19 protein-coding genes and 1 riboswitch are annotated in these 22,779 nt (G+C 36.1%); of the genes, 2 read left to right on the forward strand and 17 right to left on the reverse strand.

Annotated elements, in window-relative coordinates; all coding sequences use genetic code 11:
- Positions 1–145 precede the first annotated feature (145 nt).
- From MHH98_RS19500 to MHH98_RS19555, 12 genes are all read right to left on the reverse strand, one after another.
- Entirely contained in the window at positions 146–943 is a 798-nt protein-coding gene (locus MHH98_RS19500; protein ID WP_038180196.1) for an ABC transporter ATP-binding protein, read from the reverse strand.
- Positions 936–1,958, reverse strand: coding sequence for an ABC transporter permease (locus MHH98_RS19505; RefSeq protein WP_340713416.1), 1,023 nt, complete (start codon positions 1,956–1,958; stop codon positions 936–938). The genes MHH98_RS19500 and MHH98_RS19505 overlap by 8 nt, the downstream gene beginning before the upstream one ends.
- Before the next feature lie 17 nt (positions 1,959–1,975).
- On the reverse strand, positions 1,976–2,983 hold the full coding sequence (locus MHH98_RS19510) for an ABC transporter substrate-binding protein (protein WP_076065799.1): 1,008 nt from the start codon (positions 2,981–2,983) through the stop codon (positions 1,976–1,978).
- Positions 2,984–3,377: 394 nt separating this feature from the next.
- Complete coding sequence (locus MHH98_RS19515; RefSeq protein ID WP_038180203.1) at positions 3,378–4,436, reverse strand: NAD(P)/FAD-dependent oxidoreductase; 1,059 nt, start codon at positions 4,434–4,436, stop codon at positions 3,378–3,380.
- Positions 4,437–4,487: 51 nt separating this feature from the next.
- The gene (locus MHH98_RS19520) at positions 4,488–5,471 is read right to left on the reverse strand and encodes a FecCD family ABC transporter permease (RefSeq protein WP_445329622.1); all 984 of its coding nucleotides are present in this window, start codon (positions 5,469–5,471) and stop codon (positions 4,488–4,490) included.
- 50 nt (positions 5,472–5,521) lie between these two features.
- Positions 5,522–6,568 (reverse strand): FecCD family ABC transporter permease, encoded by a 1,047-nt coding sequence (locus MHH98_RS19525; RefSeq protein ID WP_038180208.1) that lies wholly within the window; start codon positions 6,566–6,568, stop codon positions 5,522–5,524.
- A gap of 17 nt (positions 6,569–6,585) precedes the next feature.
- Positions 6,586–7,401 carry an ABC transporter ATP-binding protein gene (locus tag MHH98_RS19530; protein ID WP_038180211.1) on the reverse strand — a complete coding sequence of 272 codons (816 nt, stop codon included), beginning with the start codon at positions 7,399–7,401 and terminating at the stop codon, positions 6,586–6,588.
- Positions 7,402–7,618: 217 nt separating this feature from the next.
- A complete protein-coding gene (locus tag MHH98_RS19535; protein ID WP_327192109.1) occupies positions 7,619–8,599 on the reverse strand; it encodes an ABC transporter substrate-binding protein in 981 nt (326 codons plus the stop codon).
- A gap of 123 nt (positions 8,600–8,722) precedes the next feature.
- Positions 8,723–9,706 (reverse strand): ABC transporter substrate-binding protein, encoded by a 984-nt coding sequence (locus tag MHH98_RS19540; protein WP_038180213.1) that lies wholly within the window; start codon positions 9,704–9,706, stop codon positions 8,723–8,725.
- Positions 9,707–9,776: 70 nt separating this feature from the next.
- Complete coding sequence (locus tag MHH98_RS19545) at positions 9,777–11,492, reverse strand: ABC transporter ATP-binding protein (protein ID WP_038180214.1); 1,716 nt, start codon at positions 11,490–11,492, stop codon at positions 9,777–9,779.
- Between the two features lie 188 nt (positions 11,493–11,680).
- Positions 11,681–12,640, reverse strand: coding sequence for an ABC transporter substrate-binding protein (locus tag MHH98_RS19550; protein ID WP_038180216.1), 960 nt, complete (start codon positions 12,638–12,640; stop codon positions 11,681–11,683).
- A 98-nt stretch (positions 12,641–12,738) separates the two neighbouring features.
- Complete coding sequence (locus MHH98_RS19555; RefSeq protein ID WP_051448579.1) at positions 12,739–14,343, reverse strand: helix-turn-helix domain-containing protein; 1,605 nt, start codon at positions 14,341–14,343, stop codon at positions 12,739–12,741.
- A 494-nt stretch (positions 14,344–14,837) separates the two neighbouring features.
- A riboswitch (PreQ1 riboswitch) is annotated at positions 14,838–14,882 on the forward strand.
- Between the two features lie 7 nt (positions 14,883–14,889).
- Here MHH98_RS19555 and MHH98_RS19560 point away from each other — a divergent pair.
- Entirely contained in the window at positions 14,890–15,378 is a 489-nt protein-coding gene (locus tag MHH98_RS19560) for a QueT transporter family protein (RefSeq protein ID WP_038180218.1), read from the forward strand.
- 117 nt (positions 15,379–15,495) lie between these two features.
- Here the strand turns inward: MHH98_RS19560 and MHH98_RS19565 are convergent, their stop codons facing one another.
- Together MHH98_RS19565 and MHH98_RS19570 are read right to left on the reverse strand one after the other, a co-directional pair.
- Positions 15,496–17,103 (reverse strand): long-chain fatty acid--CoA ligase, encoded by a 1,608-nt coding sequence (locus MHH98_RS19565; RefSeq protein ID WP_340709438.1) that lies wholly within the window; start codon positions 17,101–17,103, stop codon positions 15,496–15,498.
- A gap of 670 nt (positions 17,104–17,773) precedes the next feature.
- The gene (locus tag MHH98_RS19570) at positions 17,774–18,721 is read right to left on the reverse strand and encodes an L-threonine 3-dehydrogenase (RefSeq protein ID WP_038180220.1); all 948 of its coding nucleotides are present in this window, start codon (positions 18,719–18,721) and stop codon (positions 17,774–17,776) included.
- Positions 18,722–18,965: 244 nt separating this feature from the next.
- Here MHH98_RS19570 and MHH98_RS19575 point away from each other — a divergent pair, with 244 nt between their 5' ends.
- Complete coding sequence (locus MHH98_RS19575) at positions 18,966–19,607, forward strand: hypothetical protein (RefSeq protein ID WP_038180221.1); 642 nt, start codon at positions 18,966–18,968, stop codon at positions 19,605–19,607.
- A 279-nt stretch (positions 19,608–19,886) separates the two neighbouring features.
- On the opposite strand, the gene MHH98_RS19580 is transcribed toward MHH98_RS19575, so the two are convergent.
- The 3 genes from MHH98_RS19580 to MHH98_RS19590 all read right to left on the reverse strand — a co-directional run bounded on the left by MHH98_RS19580 (position 19,887) and on the right by MHH98_RS19590 (position 22,622).
- Positions 19,887–20,333, reverse strand: a complete 447-nt coding sequence (locus MHH98_RS19580; protein WP_038180224.1) for an RDD family protein — start codon at positions 20,331–20,333, stop codon at positions 19,887–19,889.
- Between the two features lie 405 nt (positions 20,334–20,738).
- Positions 20,739–21,080 (reverse strand): YolD-like family protein, encoded by a 342-nt coding sequence (locus MHH98_RS19585; protein WP_038180226.1) that lies wholly within the window; start codon positions 21,078–21,080, stop codon positions 20,739–20,741.
- Positions 21,081–21,365: 285 nt separating this feature from the next.
- Complete coding sequence (locus MHH98_RS19590; RefSeq protein WP_038180230.1) at positions 21,366–22,622, reverse strand: Y-family DNA polymerase; 1,257 nt, start codon at positions 22,620–22,622, stop codon at positions 21,366–21,368.
- Positions 22,623–22,779 lie beyond the last annotated feature (157 nt).

A 22,779-nucleotide genomic window follows, 5' to 3' on the forward strand; every position in this document is an offset into this window, starting at 1 on the left:
ACTGCTCTTACTTGAAGCTAAGAAACGGTTTTATACTATGGATTTATTTTATATATCAAGCTATCTATGCTATCAGATTTTACGATTTAGGTAAACAAAAAGCAGGCACCCTTAGACAGGGTTCCTGCTTTGCAATTTCTACTTACTATACACTTAGTAGAGTTCGGTCTGATACAAGCTTCTCACCGCGAATACGTTGGAATGCATCCATTAAATCGGCGATTGTTAAATCTTTTTTCGCTTCTGGGTCAACCTCTAAAATGATTTGGCCTTTATCCATCATTATGAGGCGGTTACCTAGATCAAGCGCTTGTTGCATATTGTGGGTAACCATTAATGTTGTCAGATTATCTTTTTCAACTAACTGCTTTGTTAAATTCGTAATAAGCTCTGCACGTGAAGGATCAAGTGCAGCTGTATGCTCATCTAATAATAAAATTGATGGCTTTGTAAATGTTGCCATTAGTAGAGATAATGCTTGTCGTTCTCCACCCGATAGTAAGCCTACTTTCGCTGTTAAACGGTTTTCCAAATTGAGATGTAATGCTTCCAATGATTCACGGAAAAACTCACGTCTCTTTTTATCGACTCCTATACGTAAGCCACGACGTTTATTGCGAGAATATGCAATCGCCAAGTTCTCTTCTACGGTCATTGTTGGTGCTGTACCTGCCATTGGGTCTTGGAAGACACGGCCAATTAAATGAGAGCGTTTATATTCGGGATATTTGGTTACGTTTTTTCCGTCTATTTCAACAGTACCAAAATCAGGTGATAAAGCTCCCGAAATCATATTCATCATTGTAGATTTCCCAGCACCGTTACTACCAATTACAGTGACAAAATCACCTGTTTTTAAATCTAGATTAATATTATCTAAGGCAATTTTTTCATCTGGCGTTGCTTCGTTGAAGATTTTGTTGATCCCCTCTAGTTTAAGCAAGATGTTTCGCCTCCTGTTCACTAGTAACCGTACGTTCTGCTCGACGTTTTGCTTTGCGTGCACGCTCTTTACGTTTTTCAAAGAATTTAGGCAATATCAACGCCACGACCACAATTAATGCTGTGATAAGCTTCATATCACCGGTATCTAAAAATTCAACGCGAAGGGCGATAGCAATTACAATTCGGTAGATAATCGCACCGACAATCACAGCTAAAGTTGTACGGACAATTGTTTTCGTCCCTAAAATCGCTTCCCCGATAATAACAGAAGCTAAACCGATAACAATCATCCCTATACCCATACTCACATCTGCAAATTTCGTATACTGCGCAATAAGGGCACCTGATAATGCAACCAAAGCATTTGAAATACCCAGCCCTAAAATGATTAATGTATCTGTATTCGCAGAAAAGCTACGAATCATTTTGTCGTTATCACCGGTTGCACGAATAGCTAAACCAACTTCGGTTTTTAAAAACCTATCGAAAATAATTTTAATCGCAAAAGTTACGATGATCATAATGAAAAATGTACCCCATGTTTTTGGAACATTTTCGATGCCGATGCTGCTTAAAGTGTTATTTATTGCTGTATCAATACCTAAATTACCCCACCAGCCAAAGAAAATGGTGAACAGTGAATCGACGTTCGAAAGCGGTACGTTTGGACGCCCAATTGCGGTTTCTGTAGTTGCCCCCATAATACGTAAATTGATGGAATAAAGAGCAATCATCATTAATATCCCAGATAACAAAGGATTGATTTTCGCCTTCGTATGAAGTATTCCTGTCATACATCCTGCTAAAAAACCTGCGACAATCGCCGCTGCTGTTGCCAATGCTGGGTGGTAACCAAGTACAATTAAAGTCGCTGCTGTTGCAGCACCTGTCACAAAACTACCATCCACTGTTAAATCAGGAAAATCTAAAACTCGGAATGTAAGATACACTCCGAGCGCCATAATTGCATAGATGATTCCTTGCTCAACAGAGCCAAAGATTGCTGTAAACATGTAGAATCATCTCCTATCTATTCGACTACTTCTGCTTTCCATTCGTCTTTAATGTCTAAGCCAAGTTGTTCAGCTGCTTTCTTGTTGATCTCGAATTTTAAGTTTTTAGGATATGCCACTGGAATATCTGCTGGTTTTACACCATCTTTTAAGATTTTCACTGCCATTTCACCAGCTTCATAACCAATATCCGAATACGCAAAGCCGTAAGCTCCTAGACCTCCACGTTTAACTGAGTCTAATTCTCCAACCATTACAGGAATTTTCTTATCAGTTGCCACATCCAACACTGATTCAAGTGCTGTTACAACTGTGTTATCAGTAATGATATAGATTGAATCTACTTTTCCTACTAATGATTCAGTTGCCTGTTTTACTTCTGCAGATGTTGAAACAGATGCTTCTACAATTGTTACACCTAATTTTTTAGCTTCTTCTTTTACCATATCCACTTGTACACGCGAGTTTTGCTCTCCTGAGTTGAAAACCATTCCTATCTTTTTAGCTTTTAGTTCTTCAGCTAAAAACTTCACTGTACTTGGAATAGCTTCTGGGTGTGTATCAAGAGTTCCTGTTACATTTCCACCTGGAGCTTCCATTGATTTTACAAGCTCTGCTCCTACTGCATCTGTTACAGATGTAAAAAGAACCGGAATATCAGATGTTGCAGCTGCAACTGCTTGAGCACTTGGCGTTGCATTAGCAAATATTAAATCCATACCGTCACCAACTAAATTATTTGCTGCAGTTGTATTAATACTCGAATCCCCTTGTGCGTTTTCAATTTTGAATTCTACTTTAAGACCGCTATCTTCAATTGCTTTTTTGAATCCTTCAGTAGCTTCATTTAAAGATGGATGTTCAACGTATTGAGAAATCCCGATTTTATATGTTTTCTCATCTGATTTTTCAGATCCTGAATCGCCTGATCCTCCAGAGTCAGATTTATCTTTGGTTCCACATGCTGCTAATACTAGCATTGCTGCAAATAATAAAAATGCTAACTTTTTGTAACCCTTCTTCATATGAAATCCCCCCTATTTGAATCGTAACCACTTCTATTAATCTAGCGTGACTATAATTAGTGTTATATTACAGGGGGAAAAGTCAATCGTCAACAACATTATGAATCTTTCGACAATTCAAAATATGACATCTTCGCCACTTTAACGCGTTGAATGGCTGAACATCAACGTTTTGATGTATCCCTTTAAAATGTGAACATTTTGTGAATTTTTATAACTAATGGAAATGAAATTAATTTTATCCTATTTCAAAATTAAGCCTCTCATAAATGCATTAAATTAGAATGAAAAAAAATACCTTTAAAATTAAAGAAACACTAGGCTCCAAAACAAAAAATTGTTTCAAAGTCTAGTGTTACTTAAATGCATTGGTAAAAAACGCTTATATTTATAGTTAATTTTTCGCTAAGTATAAATGTTTCACTAATTCCTTATTCTTTTCTTTGAAAATATCATTATGAGATGACACCATTCCATACTCATATGCATCTGGTATTACGTATTGCTTTGCTTTATTTACTGCATTTGCTGCATCCTGAAATGCACCTGCAATTAAATGTAACTTTCCTTCATGATTCAAAATATCACCTGCAGCATATAGACCTTCTACAGACGTTTCACTTAAAGGACTTCCTGCAATACTATATTCATTTGCCATTTCAATATTTAATCCACTATTTGATGTCAGCTCTTTATCTCTATCATAACCGTGATTAATAATAACTTCATCAACAGGTAGTTGAATAATATTGCCATCTTCAATACTCAACAACTCGACTTTTTCAATACGTTCGTGATCATTTGAGGCAATTAGTTTTTCAATTGATGTATTTAGTAAACACTCAATTGAACTATTAAATAGACGTGATACCTCTGCCTCATGCCCTTTTAACATATCTTTTCGGTAGGTTAAGTAAACTTTTTTGGCAATGGGCTCCAATTCATTCGCCCAATCTATTGCAGCATTTCCGCCACCTGAAATCAATACAGTTTTGTTTTTAAAGCGTTCTAGAGATTTGACAGTATAATGTAAATTTGAAATTTCAAACCGTTCAGCGCCCTCGATATCTAGTTTTGTTGGATTTATAATACCGCCCCCAACAGCTAAAATAACTGTTTTTGAAAAGTGTTTATTGTTCGCTGATGTTGAAATAATAAAGTTCCCATCTTCGCCTTTATTAATTGACGTAACTTTTTCTCCTAATACTAACTTAGGATTGAAAGTCATTCCCTGCTGAATCAATTGTTCTATCAGTCGTTCACCTGTAACAGGTGTCAGTCCACCAATATCCCAGATCATTTTCTCTGGATACACATGCACTTTTCCTCCCAAAAAAGGTTGGAATTCGATAATTTTTGTTTTCATTTCTCTTAAGCCACTATAGAAAGCTGAAAAAAGTCCTGCTGGGCCACCGCCAATAATTGTTACATCATACAATTCTTCTGAATTCATCTTGAATCCTCCTATTAAACTTATTATTTTTTAATATTCAAAATTCACACTCTATGCTTTTGACCTTGCAAGTAGATATAAGAAATAGGGTGCTCCAATAACTGCAACGACAATACCAGCTGGAATTTCAGATGGTTGTAATATCCATCTACCTATCGTGTCCGCAGTTATTAACAAAAGGCTACCTATTAAAGCAGCTGTCGGTAAGAGATACTGATGTTTTGCACCCACTAGTTGTCGTGCTAAATGTGGTGCAATTAAACCAATAAAGCCAATTCCCCCACTTACAGATACGCTTGCACCAGCTAAGCCAACTGCAATTGCTAGTAAAATTAATCGCTCTTTTTCTATAGCTAGCCCAAGGCCCGTAGCAGGTATCTCTCCAAGATTAAATGTATTTAAGACACGAGCCTTCGAATAAGCGATTGGTAATAAAATAAGAATCCAAGGCAATAATGCCAATACAAAGCTCCAGTTAGAACCCCAAATACTACCTGCCATCCAAATAGCAACAAATTGGTAGTTTTCAGGTGATAATCTCAATGTCAATACAATCATTGCCGCACTAATACCCGCCGCTACTGCAACACCTGTTAGCAATAGCCTTGTAGGCGAAATTCCTTCACCACGTTTATATGCAAGTACATAGATCAGAATAGCTGTGGCTGCTGCACCTACAAACGCTAATATAGGAAGAAAAAAAACCGGTGCTGCTGTTGTAGTTGGAAAGAACGAAATAAATAACATGACTGCTAAACCTGCTCCTGAATTTATACCTAAAATTCCTGGATCAGCTAATGCGTTCCTTGAAACTCCTTGTAATATGCTCCCCGATACAGCTAATGCCATCCCTACTAAAATGGAGATAACGATTCGTGGTAATCTGAAATCAAACAAGATTATATTCTGTTTATCCGTCCCCATTCCAAATAATGTTCGAACTAATTCAATTGGGGTAAGCCTTATAAAACCTGTACCCATACTTATCATGAACATTATAATGATGAGTAGACAAATAGTGAGAATAAGCAAGATATTCTTCCGATGTTTTTTTTGTTGATAAGCAGATATGTAATTTTCCTCAGTCACAACTCTTTTCCTCCTTTACGAGCAAGGTAAAGAAAGAATGGAACGCCAATCAAAGCAATCAATGCTCCTATAGGTGTTTCATAAGGTGGATTTATCATCCTCGCAGCAAAATCAGCTAGTATAACTAATAGACTACCTAAAATTGCTGAACAAGGTACAATCCAACGATAATCGCTTCCTACAAGAAAACGCGTTAAGTGAGGAACAATTAATCCAACAAATCCAACGGCACCTACAACTGAAACGGCTGCACCTGCCAACACTAATACGACAACTGATCCAAAGAATTTTATCCTCCCTGTTCGTTGTCCAAGTCCAATCGCCACTTCGTCTCCTAGACTAAGCAAAGTGATTGATTTTGACAGCATGATTGCACCAATAATTGCTGCTATTATCCAAGGAGACATAACTTTAAGATGCTCCCACTTTGTACCCGAAACACCACCTGCATACCAAAACGCCAAATCTTGACCAATGCGATAATAAATTGCAATTCCTTCACTAAGCGCTCCGAGCAAAGCACTGACTGCTGCTCCTGCTAATACAAGACGCATAGGTGTTAAACCACCCTTTGCTAAAGAACCCACTCCATAAACAATGCCAGCACCTAAAGCTGCTCCAAAAAATGAAAATAAAATAATATACATATAAGGTAAGCCAGGAAAGAAAGCAAAGCAGATAGCAAGCATGAAAGCAGCACCTGCATTTAATCCCAATAGACCTGAGTCAGCCAATGGGTTTCGTGTCATTCCTTGCATAATAGAACCTGCTACAGCAAAACACGCTCCTACTAAACCTGCCCCAAGAACTCTTGGTAGTCTTATATCTTGAATAATTTGGTGTGTAGTTAAATTGGGGTTAAATTGAAAAACAGCAGACCAAACAGTTCCAAAATCAATATCTGCTGCACCAAATGATACTGATAATCCTATAGCGAATAAAAGGCCTATCGTTCCACCCAGTAATATGACAGTTGCAATAATTGGACGTGAGCCCTTATATACTTTCTTTAAATCTATTGATTCTTCTACTGAATCTGACATCTTCTTTCTCCTTACTTTTATTCAACAGTTTGCAATAAGCATTCCGTTTCTTTATTCAATTGATAAGATAAGCAAATTGGATTCTGGCTAAAAGGACATGTCATTAATATTGCATTAATATCAAAAACTGCTTTTAAATTTTCACTTTTCATTACTTTTTCCGGTTTTCCCTCTGTAATAATCTTACCGTCCTTCATCGCAATCATATAATGCGAGAAACGTGATGCATGATTCAAATCATGCAGTACCATTACAATCGTTTTCCCTTCCTCTTCGTTTAACTTTTTAAGCAATAAGAGAATATCAAGTTGATGGGCTAAGTCCAAATACGTTGTTGGTTCATCCAATATTAAAATTTCCGTATCTTGTGCAAGGGCCATTGCAATCCATACGCGCTGTCGTTGTCCTCCTGATAACGCTTCTACGGGGCGATCTCTTAGCTCACCTAATCCAGTGACCTCAATTGCCCAATGAATATGTTGTAAATCTTCTTTTCTTAATGTACCAAAGCCTCTTTGGTGTGGAAATCGGCCGTATGAGACTAATTCAAATATTGTAAGTCCTGATGGTGCTTCGGCGCTTTGTGGCAAGATTGCCATTTTCTTTGCAATTTCTTTTGTGGAAACTTGTTGAATTGCACGCCCATCTAGAAAAATTGCACCCTTTTGTGTCTTTAAAACCCTTGCTATTGCTTTTAAGAGCGTTGATTTACCACATCCATTTGGACCAATAATGGTCGTAATTTTTTTTTCAGGAATTGCGGCACTTAACTCTTCTATAATTACAGTGTTTGTATACCCAACTGCCACATGATCAACAGTAAGAACTGACATATTTTTTTATCATCCTTCCTTCGCCTTATGACAATTCAATTGATAATGATTATCATTGTCATTTATTTCAGTATAAAGTATGTTGAAAATATTTACAACATTTTTCCGTTAGCTTAAACATTCCTGTTGAACTACTACTGAATAATGATCAATTTAAAAGTTTTCTATAAAAAGAAAGATGTTCCCTCACCATTAAGTAGGCAGGGACCACCCTTTTCTATTGTTTAAGATTAGTAAGCCAATTAGTCAGTTCTTGAACTTGTGCAAGTGTTGCAATGGGATCATAATACCAAGAGCGTTCTTCTGGCCAAATATATAGACGGTCGTTCTTAACCGCTTCCAAACTGCCCCAAATTGGATCTTTCTTAAAATCTTCAACTGTTCGACCGTTGGAAGTCATGATAATATAGTCACCAGCGTATTCTGGTATCATTTCCTCTGAAAGCTCTGCCCATTGCTTCTTCATAATTTCTTCAGCAATACTCTTTGGAGGTTTCCTTCCAAAAGCTTGATAGACTGCCTGGCCGCCACGACCAAAATTGTCACCGTACACATATGTCACCTTTCCTGCGTCTTCCATAATTGAGAAGCTGCTATCTTCTTTAATAGCTGCGTCTACCTTGGCTTTAGCATCTGCAATCTGTTGGTCGTATTTTTCTAACCAAACTTTTGCTTCATCTTCCTTATTTAATAGCTCCCCAAAATAAGTTAACTCCTCGTGAGCATTTTTTAAATCACCATAAGGAATAACAATTGTAGGGGCAATTTTGCTTAAAATCTTGTAGCTTTCATTGTTCCCGGTAATAATTAGATCAGGATTCATTGCTAGTATGTTTTCTGCAGATGGTTTCCCATAAACTCCTGTATCAGAAACACCTTTTAATTTATCTTTGAAATAATAGTTTTTAAGTGTCAATTCGGGTGCTCCAACAGGAATAACATCTAGAGCGATTAAACTACCTAAATATTCTTCTGCCACAATGCGTTTTGGTTGTGTAGGAATCTCTATTTCTCCATTTATTGTACTTATTGTTTTTGTTGTTTTACTCTCTTTAACATCTGAACTCTTAGTTGTATCTTCTACTGTTTTATCATTATTTGTACTACTACAAGCAGATAGGGCTAAAACCATTAATACAAATAGGGTTACTACTATTCCTAATTTCCAATTTCGATTGCGGTATTGTTGTATATACAAATTAATATCCCCTTGTCTATTACATCCTGTTAGTTACTTAATAATGCAAACTCTATCAAACACTAAATTCTAGCGATATAAAATATAATTTTCTTTTTATAATTGAGATTATTTACTACTACACTATTTTTTTTCCTTAGTTAATTTCTCAATTTTAGTTGCTAAATCTTCAGCTTGGTGCAGTACTGAAACGGGATCAGAAGCGAAATAATATTCGGGCGCTAAACTAATTACTTCTCCCTTTTTAACTGCATCAAGATTTGTCCATGTCGCTGGTAATGAACCGCCCTTATTAAAGTAGTTCATCTCTATTACATAATCTCCTACATAGTCATTTACAACTTCATATGATATTTCGTAACGGCTGCCATCCGCTTCTTTCGTATCAAACAACTCTTTTACTTTTGGTGGAGGTGTCATTCCTAATGTTTCATATAATGCTCGTCCTCCAACAACACCGTTCGGAGCAATAACTGAAAGGTTCTTTTTCCCTAAATCGAAAATAGTAAAGGTAGAATCTTTGCTGATTACTTTGTTAATTTTTTCTTTAGCTACTGCAATACGTTTATCAAAATCTCCAAGAAATTGCTCCGCTTTATCTGTACGTCCAAGGTATTCCCCCATTGCTTTGATTTCTTCGTGAATAGATTTATAATTAGTATCTGAAAAAACAATTGTTGGAGCTATTTTTTCGTATTTTTCAACTGCTTCTTTATCCCATGTAATAATTAAATCAGGATTTAATTCCATAACTTTTTCTAAAGACGCTTCACCATCACCAATATTTTCAATTGCATCTTCTTTATAATAGTCTTTCAAATATGCTGCATAATCCAGGTTTGCCATAACAGCTCCTACTGGCATGACATCAAGTGCTAGCAATTGTCCTAAATACCAATCCGTCACTATTCGTTCAGGCTTATTTGGCACTTCAACTTTACGACCGATATCGTCAGTAATCGTACGAGTTCCCGTTTCAGCTTGTACGTTTTCATTTTTTTGTTCTTCTTGTGCTTTATTACTCTTAGTCGCTCCACATCCTGTTAAAATAAGCATCAAACTAAGTACCATCAGCAAAATTACCTTTAAGTTCAATTTATTGAACATTATAATATTCCCCTCTATCCGCGTAATTCTAAGTTTGTATTTACTATATCGCCTACATATTATTTCAATTTTAATAGCCAAATTGTGCTTCATGGAGTCTGCTGTATGCACCTTTCATCTCCAATAATTCACTATGATTCCCTTGTTCCTTGATACCCTCTTCCGTTACAACAATAATACGATCAGCATTTTTTATCGTTGCTAGACGATGGGCAATAACAAGCGTTGTACGTCCTTTCGATAGATTGGCTAGAGCTTTCTGAATAGCGATTTCTGTCTCTGTATCAAGTGCAGAAGTGGCTTCATCCAAAATAAGAATAGATGGATTTTTCAGAAACATACGAGCAATTGAAAGACGTTGCTTTTGCCCTCCAGATAGCTTGGCCCCTCTTTCACCAATCATTGTGTCTAGTCCATTTGATTGGGAAAGGATAATATCTTCAAGCTGTGCTTTTTTGGCCGCCTCCCAAATTTCCTCTTCTGAAGCTCCTAATTTACCATAGGCAATATTTTCACGAATCGTTCCATCAAAAAGGAAAACATCTTGCTGAACTACCCCTATATGCGATCGAAGAGATTCTAAAGTCATTTTCTTCGTATCAATGTCATCAATCGTAATTTTGCCGTTTTTGACATCGTAAAAACGAGGTAGTAAGCTACAAATCGTTGTTTTACCTGCACCAGATGGACCTACAAGTGCTACCGTTTCACCTGCACGGATTGATAAATTAATCTTCTCTAGCACATTTTCTTTATTTTCATAACCAAATGATACATTTTGATAGTTAATATTCCCTTGTAGTTGTGTGACATCTTCTGCTTCTGAAGCATCTGCAATCTCCGGTTCTGTTTCAAGTAAATCTAAGTAACGTCTAAAACCAGCAATACCCTTTGGATACATTTCAATTACTGAATTTATTTGTTGAATCGGCTGAAGAAATACATTTGACAGAAGTACAAAGGCGATAAACTCTCCATATGACATATTCCCTTGTATAACAAACCAAGTTCCACATAATAGAACAAAAATGGAAACAACTTTCATAAGAATGTAACTAATAGATGAATTCCAAGCCATTATTCTATAAGCAATCAATTTTGTATTACGAAAGCGACTGTTATTTTCTGTGAACTGAGCAATTTCATGATCTTCATTTGTAAAAGCCTGTACCACTCGCATACCACTCACATTATTTTCTACTCTTGCATTGAAGTCAGCTATATCAGCAAACATTCGATCGAATGCCCGAGACATTTTCCGGCTAAAGTACAATGATAAATAGATGATCAGTGGAATGATGATAAATGTCAGAATAGCTAATTTCCAATTAATTGATAGCATTAAACCAAACGCACCCGTTAATGTCATCAGTGCTATAAACAAATCTTCTGGCCCATGATGGGCAATTTCTCCGATATCCATTAAATCATTTGTCATCCGTGAAACTAAATGACCTGTTTTATTGTTATCAAAAAATCTAAATGGTTGCTTTTGAATATGTGTAAATAACTCCTTACGCATATCTGTTTCAATATTCACACCAAGCTTATGTCCCCAGTAAGTAACTACATAGTGAAGGGCTGAACTGACGATATAAATTGCAAATAATCCGACACACGCCCATAAGATAAACGCCAAATTTCCTGATGGCAATAAATCATCTACTACGCGATTTACGGCTAATGGAAAAGCAAGCTCCAATAACGCTGCAATGATTGCGCAAGAAAAATCCAATATAAACAAACCTTTATACGGTTTATAATAGGAAAAAAATCGCTTTAACATTGTTAAATACACCCCTACTCAGCAATATTTTTCTTTATGCCAAATCCATATATTGTTCAATGGATATGATAACGAACACGAAAATTCAAATGAACTCTTATTAGCTATTGAGATAAAAAGAGAGACTCCACTATATCAAACTGCTCCAGGCAAAGCCTCTCATCAATGGAAATAAAATTAATATTGTCTTACTTTTCCTGATTCTTCGATACTAGTAAATCAGCTATTTCTTCAGACTGAGCTAATACTGAGATAGGGTCATATGGCCAAAATCTCTTAGGATCAAGATCAAAAACTCGGTCGTTTTTTACTGCATCCATTGAATTCCACATACTATTTTTCTTGTCCAATTTGCCACCATATGATTGATCCAAAAAGATATAGTCACCTGCATAATCATTTAAAGCCTCAAACGATATTTGTTTAAATGTATCGCCTGTATCGATCAGTTCTTTTTTTATTTTTTCAGGTGGTGTGAGTTGAAGTTGCTTGTATATTGCCTGTCCACCCCTATAAATACCATCTCCGTATATGTAGAAGTCCTTATTATAAGCACCAAAGATTGAAACAGTTTCATTGGCACTTATTACTTTTTTAATTTTCTCTCGCTGTTCTTCAATTTTTGTATCAAATGAAGCAAGCCATTCTTGTGCTTGCTTTTCCTTTCCAAGCATTTCTCCAAATGCTGTTACTTCCTCATGAGCATCTTTGTAAGTTTCATAAGGAATTATTATTGTAGGTGCTATCTTCGAAAAATCTTCAAACGCGCTATTTTCAGAGTTGGCACTTATTATTAAATCTGGATTCAACTCTAATATTTTTTCTTTAGAGTTTTCCCCGATACTGTCAATTCCGGTGACTAAATTTTGAATATGGATATTTTCAAGATCCGAATCAGTTGCTCCTACTGGTTTTTCATCTAATAAAAGCAAGGTTGGTAAATAGCCATCTACAACGATTCTTTTTGGTTTGGATGGTATTTCAATATCTCCATGTATAGTTTTTACAACCCTTGTTACCTTTTCCTCTTTATTCTCATTATTTTGTTGTTTACTTGTACTATCTTCGGTTTTGTTACACGCAACCATAACAATTGAAAACATGATTAATAGTAAACAAAACAAGAAAATTGATTTATTTTTTAACATCTTTATCCTCCTGTTAATGATTATCATTCTCATTTAGGATATCAGTTTACATATTTATAGTCGATGTCAATAAGTCAGTATTTTCATATGTTAGATAGTCAGTCCTCTTTTTCCTTTAACAAGTGTCTCACTTGAATCTCTAATTGTTTTTCCAATGCATATGCTTCACAAAATCTAAATTCTTCTTGCTTCAAAAAATAAATCTGCTGTTTTTGAACAGCAGGGATTGAACTCCAAATGGGGTGATTTTCTATTGTTTTTTTCACTCTATGCAAATATCCACTTTTTTCACATGCAATGATAAACATATGATCTGCTGCATATTCTGGTAAACGATCCTCTGGAATCACTAAATGGTTTTGAGCATCCAACACTTCTCTCTGAACTCGTTCTGGTGCTGCTAATTCAAGCATGTCGTACAAATTATAGGCCGCTCTAGCTGTTCGATCCCATATTCTTATGTATTGATCGTCCCAAAACTCATATAATGCTACTGTTTCATTTTGTTTTTTTACCTGTTCAATTCTTCGTTTAGACTGCTGCACCTTTTCTTTAAATGCTATTATCCAATCCTCTGCCTGTTTCTCTCTCCCAAGAAGCTCTCCAAAAAAACGTAACTCCTTTAGTAAATCACTGTTTCCCCAATTAACCATCAAAACAGGTGCAATTTTCTCCATTTGCCCTATCCTTTCCGGGTTAGCATAATAGTAATAAGTTGGGACAATGATTAAATCTGCAGCGAGTTCATCTAAAGGGACTTTTCCTACATCAATAACACCGTTTAACTCAGCTTGTAGAAGTTGCGAATCATTTAAGACTTCAGCTGTAGATGCTATTGGTTTAATTCCTAACGCAAGCATATCTCCTAAAAATTGTAACGCTATAATTCTCTCTGGCTTACGTTTTAATCGAAAATCACTTGGTGACATGCCTACCAAACTTTTAAATTTTTTACTAAGCGAACTACCATCAGCATATCCAACTTTATAAGCAATATCGTTTAAGGGCGAATCGCTAGTAAGTAAATATTCCTTTGCTTTATTCACCCTTACGTATGCCAAATAATCAGAAAAATTCCAACCCATTTGTTTTTTGAAAAATGCCGAAAAATAGCGTGGATTATAACCAATCATTTCAGCTATAAAAGTACGCGTTATCTTTTCATGAAAATGCTCGTCTATATAAGCACAAGTAGAGCTAAATACTGTACTCGGATATCTAGTATCTGTAGAAAAGTAGAGCTCTAAGAATTCTTTTAATAAATAATGAATTCGATCATCCTCTTCCATTGACGAAAAACAATCCATTAATTCTTTCATAATCATAAAAGCTCTATGAGGGAGTTTTTCTGTTAGAAATCCATTTTGAGGTAGATTATTATATTGAAGATGATATTTTAATTCACTGTCCAAAATACTGGTCAATTCATATTGCTCTAGTGTCATTTGATAATATTCAAAAACATCATCAGATAAACTATTTTTTAAACGTAGAAGAGATCCAGGATGTATGCTAATAAGATTCCCCTCCACTATTGAAGACTGTAACTCATTTAAGTTTGCTTCAGCTTCTCCTTTTACTACTAAAATGAGAGTAGGTGACTTAATAGTATTAAATATCAATACATTCTTAGGCTTTATTTCTGTTATTTTTATATCTTTTAGAACATTGATTAACTTTATGTATTTTCCACTTTTGATCAACAAACTGTTCCTCCTATGCTTTACTAGTAAAAGAAAACTTACCTATTTCCTTCATTAACAACTTACATGACAATGATGATAATGATTATCAATATCACCACTACTATACTATAGAATAGTAGGATATAAAAGGAAGATACATCCACCCTTTTCATTCTTTCATCATAATTTTTGGGTATTATAGATGTTGAAGTGGCCAATAATAAGTAATGGCATAAAACTTAAAATACATAATAAACGACTTTGAATTTTCCATTTAGCCATGTCATTGTGGAGAACGTCTCTTTAAAATCCCCATTGTTTTTAGAGGGTTATAAACAATTTACATCTTGATTCATGAAAAAAATTCTACAATAGGTATCCGAAAAATATGGAATCTATTGTTTTTTTTATTGATTTACTTAGCTTAAATTTGAATATAAAAGTTGTAGTGAAAGGTTAATTTATACATGTACAATTTAAATTCGCTATGATAGGGTGTAGTGTAGACTTTTTATAACGTGGTTCGTAACCATCCCACGAAAAAAAACTAGGGGGAAATGAATAATGAAAGTAAAATCTTTGGCTACTAGCGGAATTATCGCAGCGCTTTATATAGCTGTGTCTATGCTAATTGCCCCACTCGCATTCGGTGCTATACAGTTCCGTATTGCTGAAGTGTTCAATCATCTTGTTGTCTTCAACAAGAAATTTTTTGTAGGTATCGTGATCGGTGTATTGATTACAAATCTATTTTCACCACTTGGTATGTATGATTTAATCTTTGGCCTTGGTCAATCTGTCTTAGCCTTAAGCATCACAATCTTTGCGAAACGTTTTATTAAAGGACATGTTAAGCAAATGATTTTCGGTACACTTGTATTTACATTTACGATGTTCTTAATTGCCATCGAATTGAATCTCGCATTCCAGCTACCGTTTCTATATACTTGGCTAACAGTTGCTGTCGGTGAATTAGTTGTGATGGGACTTGGTATTCCGATTATGCTAGCACTGAACAAGCGTATTAACTTTAGTAAGCTAATTGAAGATTAATATTATAACCACCTAGTCGCATTTTTGCGGATGGGTGGTTTTTTGTTTTACGCTCACAATAAAATTTTTCAGACCAAAACAAAGAGAGAGTCCCTAATGAAGACTCTCTCTTTGTTTTTATAATTGGTAATCCTTCACTTCATCACGCAATTTTGCCTTTAAGAATTTGCCGACGGATGTTTTTGGGATTTCTTTTAAAAAGACAACATGATCTGGTACCCACCACTTTGCAAATTGCCCTTCTAAATACGAAAGAAGCTCTTCCTTCGTTGCACTACTACCTTCTTTCAAGACAACACAAGCTAGTGGACGTTCTTGCCACTTTTCGTCTGGAACTGCGATTACAGCCGCTTCAAATACAGCCTCATGTGTCATGAGTGCATTTTCTAAATCTACAGATGAAATCCACTCTCCACCGCTCTTAATTAAATCTTTTGTTCGGTCTGTAATTTTGAGATACCCCTCTGGTGTTATGACAGCAATATCACCTGTGTATAGCCAACCGCCTTTAAACGCTTCTTCCGTGCGGTCATCCTTATAATATTCATCTGCAATCCAGGGGCCTCGAACAGTTAACTCACCCATAGTCTTACCATCCCAAGGCACTTCTCCATTTTCGTTGACAACACGTGTTTCAACAAGAGTTGTCGTCAATCCTTGTGTTGCACGAATATTAAGTTTCTCTTCTGCAGACCAGTTCTCCATTTCCGTTGTGTACGTGGAAAGACTTACAATCGGCGTAGTTTCAGTCATACCGTAACCAACGATAAATGGTACTTTGTATTTTTCTTCGAAAGCACGGATTAGACCTTTTGGTGAAGCTGATCCACCACAAACTATGGCACGTAATGACGATAAATCTCGTGGATTTTGCTCTTGTTCGTTTAACACACCAAGCCAAATTGTCGGTACACCTGCTGTTAATGTCACTTTTTCTTGTTCGATTAAATCGAGTAAGAGCTGTGGGTTGAACATTGGGCCTGGCAATACTTGTGTTGTGCCAAAATTTACTGCTGCAAATGGCATACCCCAGGCATTTACATGAAACATCGGTACGACTGGCATAGCTACATCGCTCTCGCGAATACCAAGTGAATCTGCTAAACCAAGTGCTAAGCTGTGTAGTACTAAACTACGGTGCGTGTAAACAACACCTTTTGGGAAGCCTGTTGTGGCACTTGTGTAACACATTCCGGCCGGCATATTTTCATCTAAATCATCAGGGAATTCATAGGAATCTGATGCCTCTTCTAGCAGTTTTTCATAAGAATGAACGTTTTCTAAGTTAGTTTCAGGTAAGTCTGTTCCATCTTGCATAACAACGAAATGTTTCACCGTTTTTAGTAAAGGTGCAGCTTGAGCAATTAACGGGAAAATATCGCTATCTACAAGTAAAATTTCATCTTCAGCATGGTTAATAATATATACTATATGCTCTGGTGATAGGCGAATATTGATCATATGGAGTACTGCTCCTGCACATGGTACACCGAAGTATGCTTCTAAATGGCGGTGATGATTCCACGCTAATGAGCCTACTTTTGTACCTTTTTTCATCCCCAATTTCGTTAATGCTTCAGATAATTTTCGTGTCCGCTGTCCAAACTCTTTATAAGTAATACGGTGAATCATCGTTTCACTCGTTCTAGAAATGATTAATTTTTTCGGAAAATATCTCTCTGCACGTTTCACAAAATCAGTTAGTACTAATGGCGTTTGCATCATACTCATCCAACTCCCCTTTAATTAAGTAATATGATTTTATTTAAAAACAAATGCTTATAAACCGAGATTCTTTGCAATAATCATTTTCATGACTTCATTTGTATCTGCGTAAATAGATGCTACTATGGCTGTCTCGGAAGCTTTTATCAACCTTATTACTTCCATATAACATAGCCACCTGTATCCTAGAAGCATTGCGGGGTAACACTTGTGTGTATAAAACTTTCTTCAGAACCTTATTTGCCGCTAACCTCTTACTATTGCTATTGAAGCTTTAATACATTTGCTCACTTAAAGTTCGATTATCCTTTGACTCGATAATACCTAAGGCGATTCCCTCATTTTTTATCTGACAAGTCAATTTTTGTAGCATCCAAAATTTCATGATGCTATTTAATACTAATAGAATAGTCAAATCTATAGATTATCTTTTCAAAACATAAATATTCAAACTTTTCCAATAAATACATTTTACACAATTATACATGTAAGCGCTATTATGAAACTATTAAAATGGAATATTTTTGAGAAAAATATTAATTAAAAGAGAATATTCTTAAATCTATCATCTCATTACAATATGCAGTTCTATCTATTAAAATACTTATCTTCTCCAATAAAAAAACCGTACCTTCAATTAAGAAGGTACGGCTCTATTAATGCCTATCCATTAAGCAGTTTTAGTTTCTTTCTCTTTTAACTTTTTTAACATATCTGCTGTCATTGCATCTAAGTCATATTTTGCTTTAAAGCCCCATTCTTCTTTTGCAGCACTTGCATCAATAGAATTTGGCCAACTATCTGCAATGGCTTGACGTACTGGGTCCACTTCATAAGCCATTTTAAAATTAGGGATATGTTTGCGGATTGATGCCGCAATTTCTTCAGGTTCAAAACTCATAGCTGTCACATTGAACGCATTGCGATGTATCAACTTCGTAGGATCTGCTTCCATCAAATCTACAATAGCTTGCAACGCGTCTGGCATATACATCATATCCATGTATGAGCCCTGTGCGATATATGAAGTATACTTCCCTTCAGAAATCGCTTTATAGTATATATCAACCGCATAATCTGTTGTACCACCACCAGGAGGAGTTGCGTAAGAAATTAATCCTGGGAAACGTACTCCACGAGTATCTACACCAAAGCGTTGGTAATAGTAATCACATAATAGTTCACCCGCTACTTTGTTTACACCATACATCGTAGTAGGGCGTTGCAACGTATCTTGTGGTGTATTATTTTTGGGCGTAGAAGGTCCAAATGCACCGATTGAACTCGGTGTGAAAAACTGCAGATTTTGTTCACGCGCAACTTCTAAAGCATTAACAAGTCCACCCATATTCAAATTCCAAGCAAATAACGGTTTAGATTCTGCAGTTGCTGATAATAATGCAGCCATGTGCATTAAAGTATCTGCTCCAAAATCCTTCGCCATATCATTCATGCGACCAGCATCCATAACATCCAGTGTTTCAAAAGGTCCCTTTTGTGTATCCGGTTTGCGAATATCTGTTGCTAAAACATTTTCCGTTCCATATGTTTCGCGCAGCTTAGATACTAACTCTGACCCTATTTGACCGCACGCACCGGTTATCATAATTTTTTTCATTTAAAAATCCTCCTCACCCAATAAACATTTGTATTTACAGAAAACACATTCTCCCGAGTGTTACAAATGTATTTCTAGAAAATACAAATAACAACAATAATACGTTGATTTATCAATGTTTTTAATAATTAGATTATACAATGTATGTTTCTAAAACACAATAATCGTTTTCACACAAAGGACAGTTTGTTTACAATACAATTATTCATTGTTTATTTTATAATAAACAAAAGGAGTGGAATCGATGCATTTATTTAAACTAACTTTTATTTATTTGGTCGCCATCATCAGCTGCACATTCCTACTTATAATGGACTTACCTATAGTCGTAGTATTTCTCTTACTATTTATGTATGTCTTCGCTCTCACAATGTTCCCATACCTCAACACTTTGTTTTGGTCTAACAACATTAGTAAAATGGACCGCTTTATAACAAAGCATAAAACAAAACCCGTATTTGCCTACCCATACGCGGTTGCACATGAAACAGTAACCGAGCAAAAAATAAGCGTACAAAAAATACTAAGCAGTTATAAAAAACAAGATGTTCAACACAACTACCGTTCTTTGCTAGCTACTCTGGACAAAGATTTCGAACTTGCTTTAGTAGAAGCGAAGCAACTTCAAAAAGAACCTATTCGTAGCTACACTATCGCACATATTGAAACTTTACTCGGTAACTTCGAGGCAGCAAAATCGCTCATCCCAAACCTAAAAAAAGAATGGATGCCACACGCCATTGAGGGTTTGATCGCCTATGAACAGCATGATTTCCAGACATTCGAAAAAGAAGCACATGCAGCCACCGCAAAAGTAAGAGGATTACAAAAACATTTATTGTTTTATTCTTTCAAAGAAATGAAGGCAAGATTAGAGGCAAAATAAAAAACCACCCGGGGGAGGGTGGTTTTTTAAGGATGGAATTTTTACATTCCAATGGGGAGTTGGTATAGTATTAGGCATTTCGGGTGGGTTTTATACATTACTTTAAAAATTCATTTATTTTAGTTAAGATTACCTCATTAATTAGTATAAACTTTATCTTTTTCTCACGACTTTAAGATTTCAAATCAGCTAGCTCTTACGTTTACCTGCCTAACAATTTTATAAAGTCACTCAATCCCACACCACTTTTCACCAACTAGTAGTAAATCTTCTGTTGTATTATTTATCAATCTTCCTAGCATCAATCACATAAGTGTTTGCAACCAAATCATGCAAGGCACGCTTTTGCGGGTGGAATGCGGCGATTATGTAACCAAGTCCGAGGAGAAGTCCACTAAAGATTCGAGCGACATTCCGAATGACGCTTCGGAAAATAGAGATTGTATCACCGTTCTTATCAACAATTTCTATGCCTAGCACTTTTTTCCCGACGGTACCTCTCCATGGCGTTGCCGGTAGTCCGATGAAATATAATATACCTACGATAATGAGAATCCAGCTATATAAAGGGTAAGTTGTTAGATATAGTTCATCACCAAATATCATTTCAGATATGACCCCTTTTGGAACTTTTAAAACGCCCCCAATTAGCGCTGTTGCCACAGCCACCACAGCAGCATCAATAATTGACGCTAAGAAACGGATCCAAAACCCTCCATAGTTCACTTCTACTTTCTCCTTTCCCTTCTATTAATTTACGTCGTCATCATTAGTGTATGATACATAACTTTGCATTTTGAGCATTTGTTTCAATAGATAATACGTGAAATTTCAGTGTAATAAATTAATTCCCCTCGTTGCACAAAATACCTATTATAACTCTATATTTAGGTGATTTATACGAGCTCTAAAATAGAATCATTCGATGAATTAATGCCCCACCTGTAACGCTGTGAGGAGTGATAGTAGTTTATCCCTGTTCAATATTACACAGCAACGATTATTGTCGTAATTGTCACGAAAAGTGATTTTCAGAAAACATTATTGATTTCATTGTTTTTTATATAACAATAAAGACCTCTATACATTGGTATAGGGGCCATCTAATGTAATTGATTTTTATTTTAAAGATTAATCACAATAGTTATTTTCTAATTGCGCTCTATAAACAGCATCCAATGGTATACGCCGAATGATTGTATCCATTTCTAATGATAGCTCACGAGTGGATGCCTTAAGATCCGTAATAATACCTGTATAGTGACTTAAATTATGATCAACCATAATTTTAAGCGTAACAATTAACTTTTGGTCATACGCGAGTTGAATAACCTGTTGCAGTTCTTCTAATTCCCATTCAGTCAATTCATTCGGTAATTCTTCTTCTGATTCATGTTTCCACACTCTAATTTGCTGCACATGTTCTGGTAACATCATCGAAACCCATTTAACATTACCTCTGTCACGAATCATCTTAAAACACCTGCTTTTCCATTATATTTTGTATGACATGATATAAAAGAACATACTAAAACATACTTTAAATTAATTTCTTCGCATTCAATATTACGTCAGTCTTTTTATGCGAACTGCTTCAACCTGTGTATTTAGTGCATAAGTTGTGCATAACTAGACCTATTTGCAACTAACACTTAGTTATCCACATGTCCGCAAGACATTACCACCCTGCCGTGTTATACAACTATTATTCAAATAGTGTATATCAATTAAATGGATATTGAATAAATATACATTACTTTATTTTTTGTGACCTCCTAATAATTTTGAACGTGAGACAGCGGTGCCAGCTTCTGTATAAGAGACCGCACGTAAAAGTGCAGTAGGGCCGTAACGAGAGCGTAGTTGATCCATGGTAGCTCCGAGCTTACGACGACGAAAGCGGTCAGTATCGAACAAACTAAGCTGCATTGAACGTTCAGATTCAAGCTTTGTAATACTAATCGTCAGCTGGCGTACCGGTCTATCTTCTATATAGTGTTCATCAAGCAACTGCTGGCAGACCTGATAAATTTTCATCGTTTCATTTGTTGGCTCATCGATTGTGCGTGAACGATGGAAGCCTCCACCAAATGCATTTTTACTGTAGGAGAGTCCTAGTGAAATGGTACGCCCTACTTTAAATGCTTCACGCGCACGCCTTGCGATGTCTTCACACATCTCTAAAACAACTGCAAGCACTTCTTCTTTTTTGTTATAATCGCGCATTAAAATTTGTCCTTTACCATAACTGATTTGCCCTTCAATTATCGGTGAACCGAGCTCAGAAAGATCAATTCCCCACGCATGATGATAAAGCTGATTACCCATAATACCAAAACGAGCTTCTAGTGTTTTTAAATCTGCTTTCGCTAAATCTCCTACTGAAAAAATCCCCATATGATTAAGCGTGCGTTCTGTCCGACACCCAATACCCCACATCTTAGAGAGTGGTGATGTAGGCCATAACTTTTCTTCCACATCTTCATATACCCATTTAGCAAAGCCCGTTTTTTTCGCTTCTAAATCAAGCGCTAGCTTTGATAACAACATATTAGGCCCCATGCCGACGGCACTTGGAATTCCAAACTGATTGTAAATATCTCGTTGTATCTTCTTCGCGGTTTGTTCAACTGGTCCCCATAATTTTTCTGTTCCTGTTAAATCAACGAAACTTTCGTCAACACTATAAATATGGATAGCTTCCTTTGGGACATAACTGTTGAGTAAGCGTGTAATTTCCATTGAAACGCGGATGAAGAAGTCCATTTTAGGTTCAAATAGGCGAATATCCGGATGCTTCGGAATTTCATAGAGGCGTGTGCCCGTTTTTACTTGGAAACGTTTTTTCATCATCGGCGATGCCGCTAGCACGATACTTCCCTTTTGATTGAAGTTACCAACTACCGCAATCGGCGTTTTCATCACATCTAAATGCTCCAATGTTGCAATACAACTCGCATAGAAGCAACGCATATCGATACACATAATTGATCGCCTTGGCATGTTTTCGTACATACACCTATCCTCCAATAGAGAACGTTTGTTCTTATTTTAAATTGAGATGAGTGAGATGGCAAGTGGGAATATCAGGTATTGTGAATGAGTAGTGAGTATAAGTTTTACCAGGAGGACTTCATAATAAAAAGAGACTACTGCACACTTAAAAGTGTGC

The sequence above is a fragment of the Viridibacillus sp. FSL H8-0110 genome, from assembly GCF_038003565.1.
GTDB lineage: Bacteria > Bacillota > Bacilli > Bacillales_A > Planococcaceae > Viridibacillus > Viridibacillus arenosi.